This is a genomic window from Streptomyces physcomitrii, assembly GCF_012273655.1.
GTDB classification, from domain to species: domain Bacteria; phylum Actinomycetota; class Actinomycetes; order Streptomycetales; family Streptomycetaceae; genus Streptomyces; species Streptomyces physcomitrii.
Genome location: NZ_JAAWWP010000016.1, coordinates 173,312 through 192,115 on the forward strand (window position 1 = coordinate 173,312; position 18,804 = coordinate 192,115).

Annotated in this window: 15 protein-coding genes and 1 pseudogene; 4 read left to right on the plus strand and 12 right to left on the minus strand. The window is 70.7% G+C overall.

What is annotated here, in order from left to right:
- From HFV08_RS23740 to HFV08_RS23750, 3 genes are all read right to left on the minus strand, one after another.
- Positions 1-921, minus strand: a complete 921-nt coding sequence (locus HFV08_RS23740) for a carbohydrate ABC transporter permease (protein WP_168542235.1) — start codon at positions 919-921, stop codon at positions 1-3.
- Positions 922-937: 16 nt separating this feature from the next.
- Positions 938-1,936, minus strand: coding sequence for a carbohydrate ABC transporter permease (locus HFV08_RS23745; RefSeq protein WP_168542237.1), 999 nt, complete (start codon positions 1,934-1,936; stop codon positions 938-940).
- Positions 1,937-2,173: 237 nt separating this feature from the next.
- Positions 2,174-3,493, minus strand: a complete 1,320-nt coding sequence (locus tag HFV08_RS23750) for an ABC transporter substrate-binding protein (RefSeq protein ID WP_168542239.1) — start codon at positions 3,491-3,493, stop codon at positions 2,174-2,176.
- An 868-nt stretch (positions 3,494-4,361) separates the two neighbouring features.
- On the opposite strand from HFV08_RS23750, the gene HFV08_RS23755 reads away from it, so the two are divergent.
- The 3 genes from HFV08_RS23755 to HFV08_RS23765 all read left to right on the plus strand — a co-directional run bounded on the left by HFV08_RS23755 (position 4,362) and on the right by HFV08_RS23765 (position 8,561).
- A complete protein-coding gene (locus tag HFV08_RS23755; RefSeq protein ID WP_168542241.1) occupies positions 4,362-6,425 on the plus strand; it encodes a phosphocholine-specific phospholipase C in 2,064 nt (687 codons plus the stop codon).
- Between the two features lie 121 nt (positions 6,426-6,546).
- Positions 6,547-8,010: an AlkA N-terminal domain-containing protein gene (locus HFV08_RS23760; protein WP_168542243.1), complete on the plus strand. Its 1,464-nt coding sequence runs from the start codon at positions 6,547-6,549 to the stop codon at positions 8,008-8,010.
- 62 nt (positions 8,011-8,072) lie between these two features.
- The gene (locus tag HFV08_RS23765; protein WP_168542245.1) at positions 8,073-8,561 is read left to right on the plus strand and encodes a methylated-DNA--[protein]-cysteine S-methyltransferase; all 489 of its coding nucleotides are present in this window, start codon (positions 8,073-8,075) and stop codon (positions 8,559-8,561) included.
- Positions 8,562-8,857: 296 nt separating this feature from the next.
- Here HFV08_RS23765 and HFV08_RS23770 read toward each other — a convergent pair whose 3' ends face one another.
- Both HFV08_RS23770 and HFV08_RS23775 read right to left on the minus strand, forming a co-directional pair.
- Positions 8,858-9,580 (minus strand): dienelactone hydrolase family protein, encoded by a 723-nt coding sequence (locus HFV08_RS23770; protein WP_168542247.1) that lies wholly within the window; start codon positions 9,578-9,580, stop codon positions 8,858-8,860.
- A gap of 269 nt (positions 9,581-9,849) precedes the next feature.
- Entirely contained in the window at positions 9,850-10,635 is a 786-nt protein-coding gene (locus tag HFV08_RS23775; RefSeq protein ID WP_168542249.1) for an SIR2 family NAD-dependent protein deacylase, read from the minus strand.
- A gap of 208 nt (positions 10,636-10,843) precedes the next feature.
- Here HFV08_RS23775 and HFV08_RS23780 point away from each other — a divergent pair, with 208 nt between their 5' ends.
- Positions 10,844-12,037, plus strand: coding sequence for a glycerate kinase (locus HFV08_RS23780; protein ID WP_312885801.1), 1,194 nt, complete (start codon positions 10,844-10,846; stop codon positions 12,035-12,037).
- A 195-nt stretch (positions 12,038-12,232) separates the two neighbouring features.
- Here the strand turns inward: HFV08_RS23780 and pssA are convergent, their stop codons facing one another.
- The 7 genes and pseudogenes from pssA to HFV08_RS23815 all read right to left on the minus strand — a co-directional run.
- Positions 12,233-13,051, minus strand: coding sequence for a CDP-diacylglycerol--serine O-phosphatidyltransferase (gene pssA, locus HFV08_RS23785; protein ID WP_168542287.1), 819 nt, complete (start codon positions 13,049-13,051; stop codon positions 12,233-12,235).
- Positions 13,052-13,082: 31 nt separating this feature from the next.
- Complete coding sequence (locus HFV08_RS23790; RefSeq protein ID WP_168542251.1) at positions 13,083-13,739, minus strand: phosphatidylserine decarboxylase; 657 nt, start codon at positions 13,737-13,739, stop codon at positions 13,083-13,085.
- Between the two features lie 169 nt (positions 13,740-13,908).
- The gene (locus HFV08_RS23795; RefSeq protein WP_168542253.1) at positions 13,909-15,114 is read right to left on the minus strand and encodes an acyl-CoA dehydrogenase family protein; all 1,206 of its coding nucleotides are present in this window, start codon (positions 15,112-15,114) and stop codon (positions 13,909-13,911) included.
- The gene (locus tag HFV08_RS23800; RefSeq protein WP_040246211.1) at positions 15,111-15,626 is read right to left on the minus strand and encodes a MaoC family dehydratase; all 516 of its coding nucleotides are present in this window, start codon (positions 15,624-15,626) and stop codon (positions 15,111-15,113) included. Before HFV08_RS23800 ends, HFV08_RS23795 begins: the two co-directional genes overlap by 4 nt.
- 4 nt (positions 15,627-15,630) lie before the next feature.
- Entirely contained in the window at positions 15,631-16,590 is a 960-nt protein-coding gene (locus HFV08_RS23805) for an HpcH/HpaI aldolase/citrate lyase family protein (protein WP_168542255.1), read from the minus strand.
- Positions 16,587-18,608 carry an ethylmalonyl-CoA mutase gene (locus HFV08_RS23810; RefSeq protein WP_168542257.1) on the minus strand — a complete coding sequence of 674 codons (2,022 nt, stop codon included), beginning with the start codon at positions 18,606-18,608 and terminating at the stop codon, positions 16,587-16,589. The genes HFV08_RS23805 and HFV08_RS23810 overlap by 4 nt, the downstream gene beginning before the upstream one ends.
- A gap of 12 nt (positions 18,609-18,620) precedes the next feature.
- Positions 18,621-18,804: pseudogene (locus HFV08_RS23815) on the minus strand (crotonyl-CoA carboxylase/reductase); the annotation flags it as partial.

An 18,804-nucleotide genomic window follows, 5' to 3' on the forward strand; every position in this document is an offset into this window, starting at 1 on the left:
TCAGCCCTTGACGGCGCCGGACATGATGCCGCCGACGATCCGCTTGCCGAAGAGCACGAACACCACGAGCAGGGGCAGGGTGCTGATCAGCGCGCCGGCCATCACGATGCTGGTGTCGGGGGTGTACGAGGCGCTCAGCTGGCCGAGGGCCACCTGCAGGGTGGGGTTCTGCTGGTTCAGGGCGAGATAGGGCCAGAAGAAGTCGTTCCACGCCTGGACGAAGGTGAGCATGCCGAGCACCATCATCGCGGGGCGCGCCACCGGCAGCACCACGCTCAGCACGATGCGGAAGTTGTGCGCGCCGTCGATCTTGGCGGCCTCGATCAGCTCGTACGGCAGCGCCTCGCTCAGGTACTGCCGCATGAAGAACACCCCGAAGGCGCTGACCAGGGTCGGGAAGATCACCGCTTCCAGGTCCCCGCCCCAGCCGAGGTCGGCCATCATCATGAACAGCGGGACGACGCTGAGCTGCGGCGGGATCGTCAGCGTCAGGATCACTGCGGTCATCAGCGCGCCGCGGCCGCGGAAGCGCATCTTGGCGAAGGCGTAGCCGGCCAGGGTGCAGAAGAAGAGCGTCGCCGCTGTGATGCAGCCGGCCACGACGACGCTGTTGACGATCGCCTTGCCCAGGTGGGCCTGGGTCCAGGCGGCCTCCAGATTGTGCAGGAGGCGGCCGCCTGGCAGGAACGGCGGGGTGCCGGCCAGCATCTCGTCCTGGGTGTGGGACGCGGCCACGAGGGTCCAGTACAGCGGCAGCAGCGAGCCGATGCCGACGACGGCCAGCGCGAGGTAGGAGAACGGGCCGCCCTTCAGCTGCTGCCCGGCACCGGGCGTGAAGCGGCGGGTGCGCTTCGGCGCGCGATGGGCGGAAGACGCCGTGAGGAGGGGCTCCGGGACATCGGTGGGGCTGGTCATGGTCATGGGATCTCGCTCCCGGTCAGGCCGCGGACGGGCGTACGAAGCGGCCGACGAGCCAGTTGACCGCGGCGATGATCAGCAGGAGGGCGAGCATCGCCCAGGCCACCGCGGCGGCCGGACCGAGATGCCCGAGGTTCCAGCCGTAGTTGTAGAGGTAGACGCTGAGGGTCTCGTACTGATTCTCGTTGCCGCCGGTCGCGCCGAGGGTGCCGCCCTCCAGGAGCAGGGGCTCACCGAAGAGCTGCAGGGAACCGATGGTCGAGATGACGATCGTGAAGAGGATGGTGGGCCGCAGCGAGGGGATGGTCACCTTGCGGAACTGCTGCCAGCGCGAGGCGCCGTCGAGCGCGGCCGCCTCGTAGAGGTCGGACGGCACCGCCTGCATCGCGGCCAGGTAGATCAGGGCGTTGTAGCCGGTCCAGCGCCAGATCACGATGACCGCGATGGCGATCTTCGATGTCCATTGGCCGTTGGCCCAGTTGGTGTCGCCGAGGCCGGCGAAGTGCAGCACCCAGTTCAGCAGGCCGCCGTCGGCCCGGAAGACCAGGGCGAAGACGAGGGCCGCGGAGGCCACCGAGGTGGCGTAGGGGGTGAGGACCACGGTGCGCCAGAAGGTGCTGGCGCGCAGCCTGTAGTTGAGCAGGTGGGCCAGGCCGAGCGCGACGAGCAGCTGCGGGACCACCGAGATGACGCCGATCAGGAAGGTGTTGGTGACGGCCGTCCAGAACTCGGAGTCGTGCAGGATCCTGTCGAAGTTCGCCCAGCCGACCCACTCCATCCGGTCCATGCCGGTCATCTCGACCCGGTGCAGGGCGATCCAGCCGGTGTAGAGCAGCGGGTAGAGCCCGAACGCCCCGAAGACGAGGAAGAACGGGGCGATGTAGGCGTACGGCGACGCCTTGTCGTCGAACCGCCAGAGCCGGCTCCGCCAGGTCTGCCGGCGGGTGTCCGCCGGTCTGCGCTGAGAGCCGCGAGGTGGCGACGCGTGGGCGTCCCGGGTGGGAGACGAGGTGGCCACGAGCGGGAGTCCTTCCCTGGGTTGCTTGAGGTGCCGGGGTGCGGGGCGGAGGCCGACGGCGTGCGCGGCGGGCTTCCCCGGGCGGGCGGAGCGGTCGGGTCGCCCCGCCCCCGTAGCGGCTCACCGGGAGGTACCGGCCGCCCGGCGGGCCGGGGTGCCGGTCCTGGTCGACGGCTCCCGGGGTCACGCAGGCGCGGGCGCGTCCGGCGGATCGGGCCGGACGCGCCCCGGCGCACGTCAGCCGATCACCTTGTCGATCGACTTGACGGCCGCCTCCCAGGCGTCGTCCGGCTCGGTGCCGCGCTGCTCCATGTTGTTGATCTGGGTGGAGATGGTGTCCTTGATCGCCGCGTCCTTCGGGCCGAGGATCGTCTCGGGGATGGACTCGGCCTCGTCGGCGTAGATCCGGCCGATCGGGGCGTCGTTGAAGTAGGGCAGGGTCGCCTTCTTCACGGCGGGCAGCTCGTAGGCGCCCTTGTTGGACGGGAAGGAGCCGATCGCCTTGAAGACGGCGGCCTGCTGCTCGGGGGCGGTGAGCCACTTGACGAGCTTCGCGGCCTCGTCGACGTGCTTGCCGGTCTTCGGGACGCCGAGGAAGGACCCACCCCAGTTGGCCGCGGTGGCGCCGGGGGCGGTGGTGATGTCCCACTTGCCCTTGTTCGCGGCACCGGCGTTCACGCTGATCTGACCGGCCATCCAGGCGGGGCAGACCACGGTGGCCATCGTGCCCTTGCGCAGTGCGGCGTTCCACGGGTCGCTGAACTGGGCGAGGCCCTGGGTCAGCTTCTTGTCCGCCGCCTCGGCCGCGAGGTTCCAGCCCTGCCGGACGCTGGGGCTGTCCTTGTAGATCGCCTTGCCGTTCTCGTCGTAGTACTGCTTCGCGTGGGAGCTGACCACGGCGTTGTACATGGCGCTGGCGGAGTCCATGAAGTAGGTGCCCGCGGGGGCCTTCTTCCTGAACTCCTCGCCGAGTTCGAGGTAGTCCTCCCAACCGCCGGAGATCCGGGCGGCGACCTTCTCGCGATCGGTGGGCAGACCGGCCTTCTCGAACAGCTCGGTGTTGTAGCAGAGCGACATCGGGCCGATGTCGGTACCCGCGCCGATCACCTTTCCGTCGGCCGTGGTGGCCTGCTTCTCCTTCCACGACACGAACTCGTCGGCGTCGACGACCTCGCTCAGGTCGGCGAACTGGTCCGCCTTGGTGTCGACGAGCTCCTTGATGCGGCCGACCTCCAGCCCCTGGACGTCGGCGAGGCCGCTGCCCGAGTTCAACTGCTGGAGCAGCTTGGGGTAGTAGACCTTCTCGTCGGCGGTGGTGTCCTCCTTCACCGTGATGTTCGGGTGCAGTTCGTGGTACTTGGCGAAGAGACCGGCTTCCTTGTAGCCGAACTGGCCGAAGTCGGCGACGGTCAGCGTGATCTTCCCGTTCGCGTCGGAGGACTCGTCCGAGTCGTCGCTGCTGCAACCGCTCAGCAGCAGCGCTGAGGCGGTCAGGCCCGTGGTGGCCAGGACCGCGACTCTGCGACTCCGGCCGGCGGCGGTGCGGGTGATACGCATTCCACTACTCCTTGTTCCAGGGCGGGACTGGCTCACTGCGTGGCATACGCGCTGGTGAGTGCGGGTGTCGAAGGGGTTCGGGGGAGGACGCGGGCAGCGCCGTCCACCGGGGGATCCCGGTGTGGGAGCGCTCCCATGCGTCGATGTCGGAAGAGTCCTGCCTGGGGGGAGGGGTGTCAAGAGTTGAAGATGCTTCCGTTGCGCGAGCGTGTCCCGCACGTCACGGGAACGTGTCCGCCCGCGGGCTTGCCAGGGCGGTCGGCTGCCTTGCGGCGCACGGCGCGGTTTCGAATTCCCGCAGGTGGAAGGCGATTTACGGTGCGACCCTGGTCGAGTCTCCAGGAAGAACCGGCCGTTGAGTCGGTTTTTCGGCGGAGTCCGGAAGCGGTCCCCCGAAGTCCTGGGGTCCCGCCGGGAAGTGAACGGGGTGCGCAGTGGAGAGGGTGGGGGAGCGGAGCCGCGCGTTCTCTGCCCGAAGCCGAAGCCGAAGTTGTCGGGCCCGGTGGTCGCCGTGCGCGGCTTTCGGCGGTGGCGGGTCCTCGCTCGGCTCGTACCCCGGGGAGGTCCGGTTCGTGCTCTTCGGCGAGGCCGCCTACGAGGCCTTCGCATCCGCCCTCGACGGCTGAGCGGAACCGGGGCGGCGCCAGGTGTCCATAGCCCCCCGACCCGGCGAAGACCGGAGGAATCAACCGCGACATGTGCGTGAACGTGCTGAAAATCCAGTCACATCGAGCACTTCCGATCGCCTGACGGCTCGGGCAGAATCGGCCCCCGGTGCTCCGTACGCCCGTCGGCCAGGCGCGTGCGGTCGGATCCGACGCACCGGCAGTGCCGACCACCTGCGCGAGACCCTGGGAGAACGATCCGGATGACGGCTATCAACCGACGGCGCTTCATGCAGCTCGCGGGCGGCACCGCCGCCATGTCCGCGCTGACCGGCAGCATCGCGAAGGCGGCCGCGATCCCCGCGAACCGCCGCACCGGCTCCCTGGAGGACGTCGAGCACATCGTGGTCCTCATGCAGGAGAACCGCTCCTTCGACCACTACTACGGCGCCCTGCGCGGCGTCCGCGGCTTCGGCGACCCGCGCCCGGTGAAGCTGCCGAACAACAAGCCCGTCTGGTACCAGGCCCAGAACGGCAAGGAGGTCCCGCCCTTCCGGCCCGAGGAGGACGACCTCGGCATGAAGTTCATCGAGGGCCTCAACCACGACTGGAACGGCGGCCACTCGGCCTTCAACAACGGCAACTACGACAACTGGCTCCCCGCCAAGGGCACCGGCACCATGGCCCACCTCACCCGCGAGGACATCCCCTTCCACTACGCCCTCGCGGACGCCTTCACCATCTGCGACGCCTACCACTGCTCGCTGATGGGCGCCACCGACCCCAACCGCTACTACATGTGGTCCGGTTACGTCGGCAACGACGGCACCGGCGGCGGCCCGGTCATCGACAACGCCGAGAAGGGCTACGGCTGGACCACCTACCCCGAGCGCCTGGAGGAGGCCGGGGTCTCCTGGAAGGTCTACCAGGACATCGGCGACGGACTCGACGCCGAGGGCAAATGGGGCTGGATCGACGACGCCTACCGCGGCACCTACGGCGACAACTCGCTGCTCTACTTCAACAGTTACCGCAACGCCCAGCCCGGCGACCCGCTCTACGACAAGGCCCGCACCGGCACCGACGCCAAGGCGGGGGACGGCTACTTCGACCAGCTCAAGGCCGACGTCCTCGCGGGCGAACTCCCCCAGGTCTCCTGGATCGTCGCCCCCGAGGCCTTCTCCGAACACCCCAACTGGCCCGCCAACTACGGCGCCTGGTACGTGGCCCAGGTCCTGGAGGCGCTCACCGCCGACCCCGAGGTGTGGAGCAGGACCGCACTCCTGCTCACCTTCGACGAGAACGACGGCTACTTCGACCACGTGGTGCCGCCCTACGCCCCCGCCTCCGCGAACGACGGCCTCTCCACCGTCGACGTCGAGGGCGAGCACTACAAGCCCGGCGCCGGGGACAGCAACATGGCCGGACCCTACGGACTGGGCCAGCGGGTGCCCATGCTGGTCCTCTCGCCCTGGAGCACCGGCGGCTACGTCTGCTCCCAGACCTTCGACCACACCTCGATCATCCAGTTCATCGAGCGCCGCTTCGGGGTCGCCGAGCCCAATATCTCGCCCTGGCGCCGCGCGGTCTGCGGCGATCTGACCGCCGCCTTCGACTTCTCCCGCAAGGACCCCGAGGTGCCCGAACTGCCGGACACCGACGCCTATCTGCCGCCCGACCACGAGCGCCACGATTCCTGGATCCCGCCCGTCCCCGCCGACGGCAAGCTGCCCGCCCAGGAGTCAGGGAACCGCCCGGCCCGCGCCCTGCCCTACGACCTCGCGGTGGACGCCGGCCCCGCCGAGGACCCGAAGCGGCTGCGCCTGACCTTCGCCAGCCACGGCAGCACCGGCGCCCACTTCCACGTCACCTCCGACATCCGCAGCGACGCCCCCTGGGTGTACACGGTCGGCGCCGGGGACACCCTCGACGACACCTGGGCCACCGACGCGGCACAGGAGCAGGCGTACGACCTGACCGTGCACGGCCCCGCGGGCTTCTACCGGCGCTTCACCGGCCACCTCACCGAGGCGGGCCCCGAGGTCACCGCCCGCCACGACAAGTCCACCGGCCGCACCCGCCTGACCATCCGCAACACCGGCAAGACGGCCGTCGCCGTCACCGTCACCGACGCCTACCACGGCAGCCGCTCGGTGCGGCGCAGCCTGAAGGCCGGGACGAGCGTCGAGCACCTCACCCGGGACGCCGGCCACGGCTGGTACGACGTCTCGGTGACCACCGACCACGACAAGGGCTATCTGCGGCGCTACGCGGGCCATGTCGAGACCGGCCGCCCGAGCAGCAGCGACCCGGCACTCGGAGTCTGACCGGTCCAAGTCGCCGGGTGCGCGGATCCGTGCACCCGGCGCCCGCCGGACCGCTGGCAGCGGGGCATCGATGTCGGATTCCCGCCAGCGCCGGACACCCTCGGTGCCCGATCCTTGACCCATGCACACCGACACCGAGCGCTGTCTGCGCGCCGTCCGGTCAAAGGACGCGCGCTTCGACGGGTGGTTCTTCACCGCGGTCCTCACCACCGGGATCTACTGCCGCCCCAGCTGCCCCGTGGTGCCGCCCAAGCCGGAGAACATGCGCTTCCACCCGAGCGCCGCCGCCTGCCAGCAGGCCGGCTTCCGCGCCTGCAAGCGCTGCCGCCCCGACACCAGCCCCGGCTCCCCGGAGTGGAACCAGCGCGCCGACCTGGTCGCCCGCGCGATGCGGCTGATCGCCGACGGGGTGGTCGACCGCGAGGGAGTGCCCGGGCTCGCCGACCGCCTCGGCTACAGCGCCCGCCAGGTGGAACGCCAGCTGCGCGCCGAACTCGGCGCCGGGCCCCTGGCCTTGGCCCGCTCCCAGCGCGCCCAGACCGCGCGGCTGCTCATCGAGACGACCACGCTGCCGATGGCCGAGGTCGCCTTCGCCGCCGGGTTCGCCTCCATCCGCACCTTCAACGACACCGTCCGCGAGGTCTTCGCGCTCTCCCCGAGCGCCCTGCGCGCCCGCGCCCCGCGCTCCGCGGCCACCCCCGGCGTGATCAGCCTCCGGCTGCCCTTCCGGGCCCCGCTCACCCCGGACAACCTCTTCGGCCACCTGGCCGCCACCGCCGTACCCGGCGTCGAGGAGTGGCACGCGGGCGCCTACCGCCGCACCCTGCGACTGCCCTACGGCCACGGACTCGCCGCCCTCAGCCCCGCCCCGGACCACATCGCCTGCCGCCTCACCCTCACCGACCAGCGCGATCTGACCGTGGCCATCAGCCGCTGCCGCCGCCTGCTCGACCTCGACGCGGACCCGGTGGCCGTCGACGAGCAACTGCGCGCCGACCCCGCGCTCGCCCCGCTGGTGGACAAGGCCCCGGGGCGCCGCGTGCCGCGCACCGTCGACGAGGCGGAGTTCGCGGTACGCGCGGTGCTCGGCCAGCAGGTCTCCACCGCCGCTGCCCGCACCCACGCGGCCCGCCTGGTGACGGCGTACGGCGAGCCCGTGGAGGACACCGAGGGCGGGCTCAGCCATCTCTTCCCCGACCCGGAGGCCCTCGCCGCCCTGGACCCGGAGGCGCTGGCCCTCCCGCGCAGCCGCCGCCGCACCCTGACCACCCTGGTGGCGGCCCTCACCTCGGGAGGCCTGCGGCTCGGCGCCGAGTCCGACTGGGACGAGGCCCGCGCCCGCCTTGGCGAGCTGCCCGGCTTCGGGCCCTGGACCGTGGAGGTCATCGCGATGCGCGCCCTCGGCGACCCCGACGCCTTCCTCCCCGGCGACCTCGGCATCCGCCGCGCGGCCCGCGAGCTGGGGCTGCCCTCGACCCCGGCCGCGCTCACCGCCCGCGCCGCGGCCTGGCGGCCCTGGCGCGCCTACGCGGTCCAGTACCTCTGGGCCACCGACGACCACCCGATCAACGAACTCCCCGCCTGAGCCGCCGCCCGTACGCGAGACTCGTCCCCGGCAGCAGGAAACCCGAAAGGCAGAAGACTCGCATGAAGCAGCACATGGTCACCGAAGGGCTGGGCCCCTACGGCCCGCTCACCCTGGTGGCCACCGACGGCCGTCTCAGCGGCCTGTACATGACCGACCACCGGCACCGGCCGCCCTTCGAGGAGTTCGGCCACGAGGACCCGGAGCCGTTCACCGAGGTCCGCGCCCAGCTGGCGGCCTACTTCGCCGGTGAGCTCAAGGAGTTCGACCTCCCGCTCGCCGCGGCGGGCACCGCGTTCCAGCAGCGGGTCTGGCGCGCCCTCCTCGACATCCCCTACGGCGAGACCCGCAGCTACGGCGAACTTGCCACCGCCCTCGGCAATCCGAAGGCCTCCCGCGCGGTGGGCCTGGCCAACGGCCGCAACCCGGTGAGCATCATCGTCCCCTGCCACCGCGTCATCGGCGCCGACGGCAGCCTGACCGGCTACGGCGGCGGCATCGAACGCAAGCGCGGACTGCTCGACTTCGAGCGGGGCGCGGCGCTGTTCTGAGGACGGTGCGGTGGTGTTCTGAGGACGGTGCGGCGCCGTTCCAAAAGGGCGCGGCGCTCTTCCGAGGGGCCGCGGGACCCGGCTGTCCTCGGAACTGCCGCGCCCCGACCGGGCGGTACCGCCGATGGCCGGTAGCGCCGCGATCGGGGCGGTGTGCAGGAGTCGGCCACCCGCCGTCGAGGAGAGCCGGTGCCCGTCCTCGACTACGGCGACCGAGCGGTGGCCGAGCAGTGGCCGAGCGGCTCCCGCGGCCGGCGCCGCTCAGCGTCGGCGGCGGGAGCCGAGGCCCGGCCCGGCTACTTCAGGTGCCGGTCGTAGAAGCGGCCCCCGTCCTCCACTTCGAACCACGGGGTGCCGACGTGCCCGCCCATATTGGCGTGCAGCGTCTTCTCCTCGCTTCCGAAGGCGTCGAACAGGTCGAGGGCCCGCTGCCGGGGATTCCCCTCGTCGTCCCACTGCAGCAGCAACAGCAGCGGGACGGTGACCTGCCGGGCCTCCTCGCGCTGGGCGCGGGGCACATAGCCCCCGGCGAAGAAGCCGGCGGCCCGGATGCGCGGGTCGGCCACCGCGAGGCGGATACCGAGGGCGGTCCACCCCGAGTACCCGACCGGGCCGTCGATCTCGGGCAGTGTCAGGAGGGCGTCCAGGGTGGTCCGCCACTCCGGGACCGCCCTTTCGACCATCGAGCCGACGAGGGACTCGAAGATCTCGTCGACCGGTTCGCCGGCCCCCATCGCCCGGCGGAGATCGGCGCGGGCCTGCTCCTCGGCGGCGGTACGGGGCCGGTCACCGCACCCGGCGGCGTCGATGGTCGCCACCGCGTAACCGGCCGCCGCGGTGTGCCGGGCCCGGGCCCGCAGCCGGGGCTGCGCCATGGGCAGGCCGTTGTTGTGGGCCATGAGAACCAGCGGGGTCGGCGCGGCGGACCGTGGCGTCCACAGGATGCCGGGGATCTCGCCGAGGGTGAACTCGCGGGAGAGCACGCCGTCTTCGTGGCGCTCTTCAGAGGTGAAGTGCATGGTCGTGCCTTTCGGGAGGGCTCAGAAACGGCGCTCCCGGACGACCTGTCGCCCAGCCGTGACCCCGGAGGAGAGCACCCATGTCGATACGTTCACGGGTACCACCTCCTCGTTCTCTCGCACGGCCTCCGGCAGAGTAGCAGCGGCCGCCGCGGTCCGTTCAACGGTTTTTCCGCGGTGCCGGACGGGCCGGACTCCACCGGGCCGCGCACCGACGCGATCCCGCTTCTGCGGTCCCAACTGGCGCCCCCTGCCGTCCTGTTGGATGCTCACCCCGACAGTTCGGCGAGCAGCCTCGGCAGCGCCGTGCCGATCGGCTCGCGGACCACCTCGTCGGCCAGTTCGTCGTACGGGGTGGCCTCGGCGTTGACGATGACCAGCCGCGCCCCGTGGTCGGCGGCGACGCCCGCGAGACCGGCCGCGGGCTGCACCTGGAGGCTGCTGCCGACCGCGAAGAAGACCTCACAGGCCTTCGCGACCGCCACCGCCTCGGCGAGCACCGCGCTGTCCAGGCTCTGGCCGAACATCACGGTCGCCGTCTTGAGGATGCCGCCGCAGACCAGGCAGCCCGGATCCGCCTCGCCCGCCTCGACCCGGTCGAGCGCCTCCCGCAGCCCGGAACGCGCCCCGCACTGCGTGCACACGATCGACCGTGCGCTGCCGTGCAGTTCGAGCACCTTGCGGGCGGGCATCCCGGCGAGCTGGTGCAGCCCGTCGACGTTCTGCGTGATGACCCGCACCGGCGTGCCCGCCCGCTCAAGCCGGGCCACCGCCTCGTGCGCGGCGTTGGGCCGCGCGTCCAGGGTCCGGTTGGCCCGCCGCAGCTGCCAGGAACGGCGCCTGATCTCCGGGTCGTTCATGTAGTACGCGTAGGTGACCAGCTTCTCCGCCTCCGGGTCCCGCCGCCACAGCCCCTGCGGTCCGCGGTAGTCGGGGATGCCCGAGTCGGTGGAGATACCGGCCCCGCTGAGGATCGCCACCAGCGGCCCGCGCCCCTCGCCGGAGGCGGGCGTTTCGGTGGACGAGGCCTGGGTCTGCGCGCCGTCGGAAGCCATGACGCGAGGGTACGCAGGAGGCCGCGGCCCGGGCGAGCGGATAGCGCGGGGGAGGGGGGACGGGGAGCCCCGGGGAGGTACTGAGGAGCAAGGTGGTGCCCCGCGGGCGGTAGAAAGCGCTTTCTAAGTCTTGCTAGGGTCCGGATACCGGCCCCGGCGAGACCCGCCCGGCCGCTGACCAAGACATCCCCGAGGCGAGGAGCACACGGTGGGCGAGAGCGGACCGGACGCGGCGGCCACGGACGCGCCGCCCGGCGCCCGGGTGCTCCTCGCCCCCGACAAGTTCAAGGGCACCCTCTCCGCCGCCGAGGTCGCCGGTCACGTACGGGCCGGGCTGCGCTCCGTGCTGCCCTCGCTGCCGGTGGAGTCGCTGCCGGTCGCGGACGGGGGAGACGGCACGGTCGCCGCCGCCCTCGCCGCCGGGTTCCGGGCCCGCGAGGCACGGGTCACCGGACCGCTGGGCGAGCCGGTCACCGCCACCTGGGCGCTGCGCGAGGGCGTCGCCGTACTGGAGATGGCCGAGGCCTCCGGTCTCGGGCTGCTGCCGCCGGGGCGCTTCGCACCGCTCACGGCCACCACCCGCGGCACCGGCGAACTGATCGGCGCCGCCCTGGACTCCGGCGCCCGGACCCTCGTCCTCGGCGTGGGCGGCAGCGCCACCACCGACGCCGGTACGGGCATGCTCAGCGCCCTCGGGGCCCGCTTCACCGACGCCGGGGGCCGCCTGCTGCCGCCCGGCGGCGGCGCTCTGGCCCGGCTCGCCGCGGTGGACCTCGGCGGGCTCGACCCCCGCCTCGCCCCAGCGGAGATCGTGCTCGCGAGCGACGTCGACAACCCGCTGACCGGCCCGCGCGGCGCCGCCCTCGTCTACGGCCCGCAGAAGGGCGCGAACCCCGAGGAGGCCGCCCTCCTGGACGCCGCCCTCGGCCACTGCGCCGATGTCCTCGGCCGCGCCCTCGGGCCCGGTGCCGCTCGGCTCGCCGAGGCGCCGGGAGCCGGAGCGGCGGGCGGACTCGGCTACGGAGCCCTCGCGGGCCTCGGCGCCGTCTTCCGGCCCGGCATCGACGTCCTCCTGGAGGTGCTCGGCTTCGGGGCGGCGCTGGCCCGCTGCTCGCTGGTGGTGACCGGCGAGGGCTCCCTCGACGCGCAGACCCTGCACGGCAAGGCCCCGGCCGGTGTGGCGGCGGCGGCCCGCGCCGCGGGGCGGGAGACGGTCGCCGTCTGCGGCAGGCTGGCCCTCGGCCCGGAACAGCTCGCCGGGGCCGGCATCGCCCGCGCCTACGCCCTCGCCGAGGTGGAACCGGACCTGGACCGCTGCCTGGCCGCCCCCGGCCCCCTCCTCGAACGACTCGGCGCACGGATCGCCCGGGACTTCCTGACGGGCACTCGCGCCTCCGCGTAGCCGCCTGGTTTCGTCCCTCCGCCCAGCCACCCGGATCCGTACCTCCGCCTCGCGCGGCGGGGGAGCGGCCGGAGTCGCCGCACGGCCGGAGAAGCAGCCGCACGGCGCCGTGGCCGGAAGACGGGCCGGAAACGCCTGAGGCCCGGGCCGGAAGATCCGGTCCGGGCCTCAGGCCTGTCGTGCGTACCGCGTGCCCTACGGGAGTTGGGTCGCCCGGGCCTCGCGGCGGTTGTCGCGGAAGTTGTGCACCCGGCGGGCCGTCGCGAAGATCGGGATCACCGCGCCGAGCACCACCTGGAGCGCACAGCCCGTCTGGAGCAGGAGCTGACCGCCGGGGGCGTCGAAGGCCCAGGCGGAGAGCATGCCCATGGCGCTCGCGATCCAGGCCAGCATCGCCACGGCGAGCGGGCCGCGCGGCTTCGGGTACTCGACCCGGCTCACCATCAGCCAGGCGGTGCCGATGATCGCCAGCAGGGTGGCCGCGAAGGGCAGCTCGAGCAGCACGATCGAGACCACCGTGAGCGCGCCGAAGGGGCTCGGCATGCCCTGGAAGGTGCCGTCCTTCACGGTCACGCAGGAGAACCTGGCAAGCCGCAGCACCACCGCCAGGAGCACCACGATCCCGCCCAGGGCGGCGACCCGCTGCGAGGCGTCCTCGGCGACCATGCCGTACACCAGGACGAAGTACGCGGGAGCCAGGCCGAAGCTGATCAGGTCCGAGAGGTTGTCCAGCTCGGCGCCCATCGGGGAGCTGCGCAGCTTGCGCGCCACCAGGCCGTCGAAAAGGTCGAAGACCGCGGCGCAGAGCATCAGGATCACCGCGGTGGCCGCCGAGTGGCGGGCCATGCCCGACTCGGTGCTGCCGGTCAGGTGCGGGATGAGGATGCCGGTGGTGGTGAAGTACACCGCCATGAAGCCGCAGGTGGCGTTGCCCAAGGTGAGGGCGTCCGCTATCGAGAGACGGAGTGAGAGCGGCATCTCCTCCCCGTCGTCCTCCTGGTCCGCCTCGGGCACCCAGTCGGTGTCCGAAGAGGTCTTCGGATCATCAATCACGGTCAATTCGAGTCACCCCAGCTGTCGTCTTCTGACCCACCTCGACCGCGATGTCGACTCCCTCGGGGAGGTACAGGTCGACGCGCGAGCCGAAGCGGATCAGACCGATCCGCTCGCCCTGCTCGACCTTCGTCCCCTCGGGGAGGTACGGCACGATGCGGCGTGCCACGGCACCCGCGATCTGGATCATCTCGATGTCGCCGAGTTCGGTGTCGAAGTGCCAGACAACGCGCTCGTTGTTCTCGCTCTCCTTGTTGAACGCCGGTACGAAGCCGCCCGGTACGTGTTCCACGGAGGTCACCGTGCCCGCCAGCGGCGCCCGGTTCACATGGACGTTCAGCGGGCTCATGAAGATCGCGACGCGGGTGCGCCCGTCCTTCCACGGCATGATGCTCTGCACCACGCCGTCGGCGGGGGAGATCACGCGCCCCTGGGAGATCTCGCGCTCCGGGTCGCGGAAGAACCACAGCATGCCCGCCGCGAGCGCGGTGGCGGGCACGGCGAGGGCGGCGGCAGCCTTGGAGCGGCGGGCACGGGCCAGGCCGAGGGCCGCGGTGGCCACGGTCGGCAGGAGCCACGGCGAAGCTCCGCGCGCGAGGGAGACGCCGGTGAGGCTGTCGCGAGGTGCAGAGGTAGGGCTGTGGGGCATGGATGACCTTCGTAGCGGATGATGCCGCGCGGTGACGGGGGACGGCGGCTTTCCGGCGATCGTATCGGTTGCGGGCAGCAACTGGGCAAGCCAGGAAGCCGAGTCGGCGCCCGCAGAGGGTGACGGGGTGTGATCCTCAGGTGGAGGAAAACACCCCGTACCCGAACATCTAGCCCTGCAGTCGATACTCTTCGAGCAGCCGACGACCAATGATCATTTTTTGGATCTCGGCGGTACCTTCACCGATCAGCAGCATCGGGGCCTCCCGGTAGAGACGCTCGATCTCGTACTCCTTCGAGAAGCCGTAGCCGCCGTGGATCCGGAAGGCGTCTTCGACGACCTCCTTGCAGTACTCGGAGGCGAGGTACTTCGCCATCCCTGCTTCGAGGTCGTTTCGCTCGCCGGAGTCCTTTTTGCGTGCAGCATTGGCCATCATCGCATGGGCCGCTTCGACCTTGGTAGCCATCTCGGCCAGTTTGAACTGGATGGCCTGGTGCTGAGCGATGGCCTTTCCGAAGGTCTGGCGCTGCTGGGCGTAGGAAACACCCAGTTCGAAGGCACGCTGTGCCACTCCGCAGCCACGGGCCGCGACGTTCACCCGGCCCACCTCGACTCCGTCCATCATGTGGTAGAAACCACGGCCGGTCTCGCCGCCCAGCACACGATTGGCCGGAATCCGCAGGTTGTCCATGATGAGCTCGGTCGTGTCGACGCCCTTGTAGCCCATCTTGTCGATCTTGCCGGGAATGGTGAGGCCCGGGCGGACCTCGCCGAAGCCCGGCTCCTTCTCGACGAGGAAGGTGGTCATCGACTTGTGCGGCGCGGTGCCCTCGGGGTGTCCTTCGTCACTGCGGGTCAGTACGGCGACCAGAGTCGAGGTGCCGCCGTTCGTCAGCCACATCTTCTGGCCGTTGAGGACGTACTCCTCGCCGTCCCGCACCGCCTTCGAAGAGATCGCCGAGACATCGGAGCCGAGCGCGGGCTCGGACATCGAGAAGGCGCCCCGGACCTCGCCCGCCGCCATCCGCGGCAGGAAGGTGTCCTTCTGCTCCTGGGTGCCGTGCTGCTTGAGCATGTACGCCACGATGAAGTGGGTGTTGATGATGCCCGAGACGGACATCCAGCCGCGGGCGATCTCCTCCACGCACAGCGCGTAGGTGAGCAGGGACTCGCCGAGGCCCCCGTACTCCTCCGGGATCATCAGCCCGAACAGGCCCAGTTCCTTCAGACCCTCCACGATCTGCTGCGGGTACTCGTCCCGGTGCTCCAGCTCGGTCGCGACCGGGATGATCTCCTTGTCCACGAAGTCCCGGACCGTCTTCAGGATCTCCTGCTGGACGTCGTTGAGACCGTGGGTCTGCGCGAGTCGGCTCATGACTGCTTCTTCTCCTGGAGTTCCGGGCGGCCGGGCTGCTCTCCGCCGCGCTCCTTGATGTACGTCTCGGTCGGGACCATCACCTTGCGGCGGAAGACGCAGACGAGCGTGCCGTCCTGCTTGTAGCCCTTGGTCTCGACGTAGACGATGCCGCGGTCGTTCTTGGACTTCGAGGGCGTCTTGTCCAGGACCGTGGTCTCGCCGTAGATCGTGTCGCCGTGGAAGGTCGGCGCGACATGGCGCAGCGACTCGATCTCCAGGTTGGCGATGGCCTTGCCGGAGACGTCCGGCACGGACATGCCGAGCAGCAGCGAGTAGATGTAGTTGCCCACGACGACGTTCTTCCCGAAGTCGGTCGTCTTCTCCGCGTAGTTGCTGTCCAGGTGGAGCGGGTGGTGGTTCATCGTCAGCAGGCAGAAGAGGTGGTCGTCGTACTCGGTGACCGTCTTCCCGGGCCAGTGCTTGTAGACGTCGCCGACGGTGAACTCTTCGTAGGTGCGGCCGAACTGCATCTCTCTACGCCTCCGGGGCCTCGAACGTGGACGTGCGCTGCATGCCGGCCGCCCGGCCCTTGCCGGAGATCACGAGTGCCATCTTGCGGCTGGCCTCGTCGATCATCTCGTCGCCGAGCATGGCGGAGCCCTTCTTCCCGCCCGCCTCGGAGGTGTAGTAGTCGTAGGCGTCGAGGATCAGCTCGGCGTGGTCGAAGTCGTCCTGCGAGGGGGAGTAGATCTCGTTGGCCGCCTCGACCTGGCCCGGGTGCAGCACCCACTTGCCGTCGAAGCCGAGCGCGGCGCTGCGGCCGGCGACCTCGCGGTAGCCGTCCACGTTCTTGATCTGCAGGTACGGGCCGTCGATCGCCTGCAGGTCGTGGGTGCGCGCGGCCATCAGGATGCGCATCAGGATGTAGTGGTAGGCGTCGGCGGGGTAGCCGGGCGGCTGCTCGCCGACCACCAGGGACTTCATGTTGATGGAGGCCATGAAGTCCGCCGGGCCGAAGATGATGGTCTCCACCCGCGGCGAGGCGGCGGCGATGGCGTCGACGTTCACCAGGCCCTTGGCGTTCTCGATCTGCGCCTCGATGCCGATCTTGCCGACCTCGAAGCCCATGGTCTTCTCGATCTGGGTGAGCAGCAGGTCCAGGGCGACGATCTGCTGGGCGTCCTGCACCTTCGGCAGCATGATGCAGTCGAGGTTGGGCCCGGCGCCCTCGACGACGGTGACCACGTCGCGGTAGGTCCAGTGCGTGGTCCAGTCGTTGACGCGCACCACCCGCGTCTTGCCGGTCCAGTCGCCCTCGTTGAGGAACTTGACGATGGTGTGGCGCGCGTCCGGCTTCGCCAGCGGGGCGCAGGCGTCCTCCAGGTCCAGGAAGACCTGGTCGGCCGGGAGCCCCTGGGCCTTCTCCAGGAAGCGGGGGTTCGAGCCGGGCACCGCCAGACACGAGCGGCGCGGGCGGAGGCGGTTCACTGTCATGCGGGGACCTCAGTGCTTTCAAAGGAGTCGAGCTTGTTGGCCTTGCGGATCTCGTCGACGATGCGGCCGATGATCTCCGTGATGCCGAAGTCCTTCGGGGTGAAGACCGCGGCGACGCCCGCCGAGATGAGGGTCTCGGCGTCCGACTGGGGGATGATCCCACCGGCGATGACAGGAATGTCTGTGGCCCCTGTCTCACGCAGCCTGGTCAGCACGTCGGGGACGAGTTCGGCGTGTGAGCCGGAGAGGATCGACAGGCCCACGGCGTGCACGTCCTCGGCCAGGGCCGCGTCGACGATCTGCTCGGGCGTCAGCCGGATGCCCTGGTAGACCACCTCGAAGCCGGCGTCCCGCGCACGCACCGCGATCTGCTCGGCCCCGTTGGAGTGCCCGTCCAGGCCCGGCTTGCCCACCAGGAAGCGCAGCTTGCCGACGCCCATCTCGCGGGCCGTGCGGTCCACCTTCTCGCGGACCACCGCCAGCGGGCTGCCCTCCTCCGCGGCGACCGCGACCGGCGCGCTGGAGACACCCGTGGGCGCCCGGAACTCGCCGAAGACATCCCTGAGGGCCCACGCCCACTCCCCGGTCGTCACCCCGGCCCTGGCGCACTCCAGGGTCGGCGCCATCAGGTTGTCGGTGCCCGCCGCCGCGCGCTTGAGGGCCTCCAGCGCGTCCTGGGCCCGGGCCTCGTCCCGCTCGGTGCGCCAGGTGTGCAGCTTGGCGACGACCCGGGCCTCGTTCTGCGGGTCGACGGTCATGATCGCGGTGCCGAGGTCCGCGGTGAGCGGGTTCGGCTCGGTGGACTCGTAGCAGTTGACGCCGACGATCTTCTCCTCGCCGGCCTCGATACGGGCCCGCCGCTCCGCGTGCGAGGACACCAGCTGCGATTTGAGGTAACCGGACTCGACGGCCGCCATGGCGCCGCCCATCTCCTCGATCCGGTCCATCTCCGTCAGGCACTCCTCGACGAGCGCGTCGACCTTGGACTCGATGACATGCGAGCCCGCGAAGATGTCCTCGTACTCCAGCAGGTCGCTCTCGTGGGCGAGGACCTGCTGGATGCGCAGCGACCACTGCTGGTCCCAGGGCCTGGGCAGACCCAGGGCCTCGTTCCAGGCGGGCAGCTGCACGGCGCGGGCGCGGGCGTCCTTGGAAAGGGTGACGGCCAGCATCTCCAGGACGATGCGCTGGACGTTGTTCTCCGGCTGCGCCTCGGTCAGGCCGAGGGAGTTGACCTGCACGCCGTAGCGGAAGCGGCGCTGCTTGTCGTTCTCGACGCCGTACCGCTCCCGGGTGACCTTCTCCCAGAGGCGGCCGAAGGCCCGCATCTTGCACATCTCCTCGATGAAGCGGACACCCGCGTTCACGAAGAAGGAGATGCGGGCCACCACGTCACCGAACTTCTCCGGCGGCACCTGGCCGGAGTCGCGCACGGCGTCGAGGACCGCCACGGCCGTCGACATCGCGTACGCGATCTCCTGCACCGGTGTGGCCCCGGCCTCCTGCAGGTGGTAGCTGCAGATGTTGATCGGGTTCCACTTGGGGATGTGGGCCACCGTGTACGTGATCATGTCGGTGGTCAGACGCAGCGAGGGCACCGGCGGGAAGACATGCGTCCCGCGCGAGAGGTACTCCTTGACGATGTCGTTCTGCGTCGTCCCCTGGAGCTTGGTGATGTCCGCACCCTGCTCTTCGGCGACCACCTGGTAGAGCGCGAGAAGCCACATCGCGGTGGCGTTGATCGTCATCGAGGTGTTCATCTGGTCCAGGGGGATGTCCTGGAACAGCCGCCGCATGTCACCGAGATGCGAGACCGGCACGCCGACCCGGCCGACCTCGCCGCGGGCGAGGATGTGGTCCGGGTCGTAGCCCGTCTGGGTCGGCAGGTCGAAGGCCACCGACAGACCCGTCTGGCCCTTGGCGAGGTTACGCCGGTACAGCTCGTTGGACGCCTCCGCGGTCGAATGACCGGCGTACGTCCGCATGAGCCAGGGGCGGTCCTTCTTGCGCTCTGTCATGGGTTTCGGACCTCAGACGTTCCGGAAGCGGTTGATGGCGTCCAGGTGCTTGGCGCGCAGTTCGTGGTCGCGGACGCCGAGTCCTTCTTCGGGGGCGAGGGCGAGGACGCCGACCTTGCCCTGGTGGAGGTTCTTGTGGACGTCGTAGGCGGCCTGGCCGGTCTCTTCGAGGGAGTAGACCTTGGAGAGGGTGGGG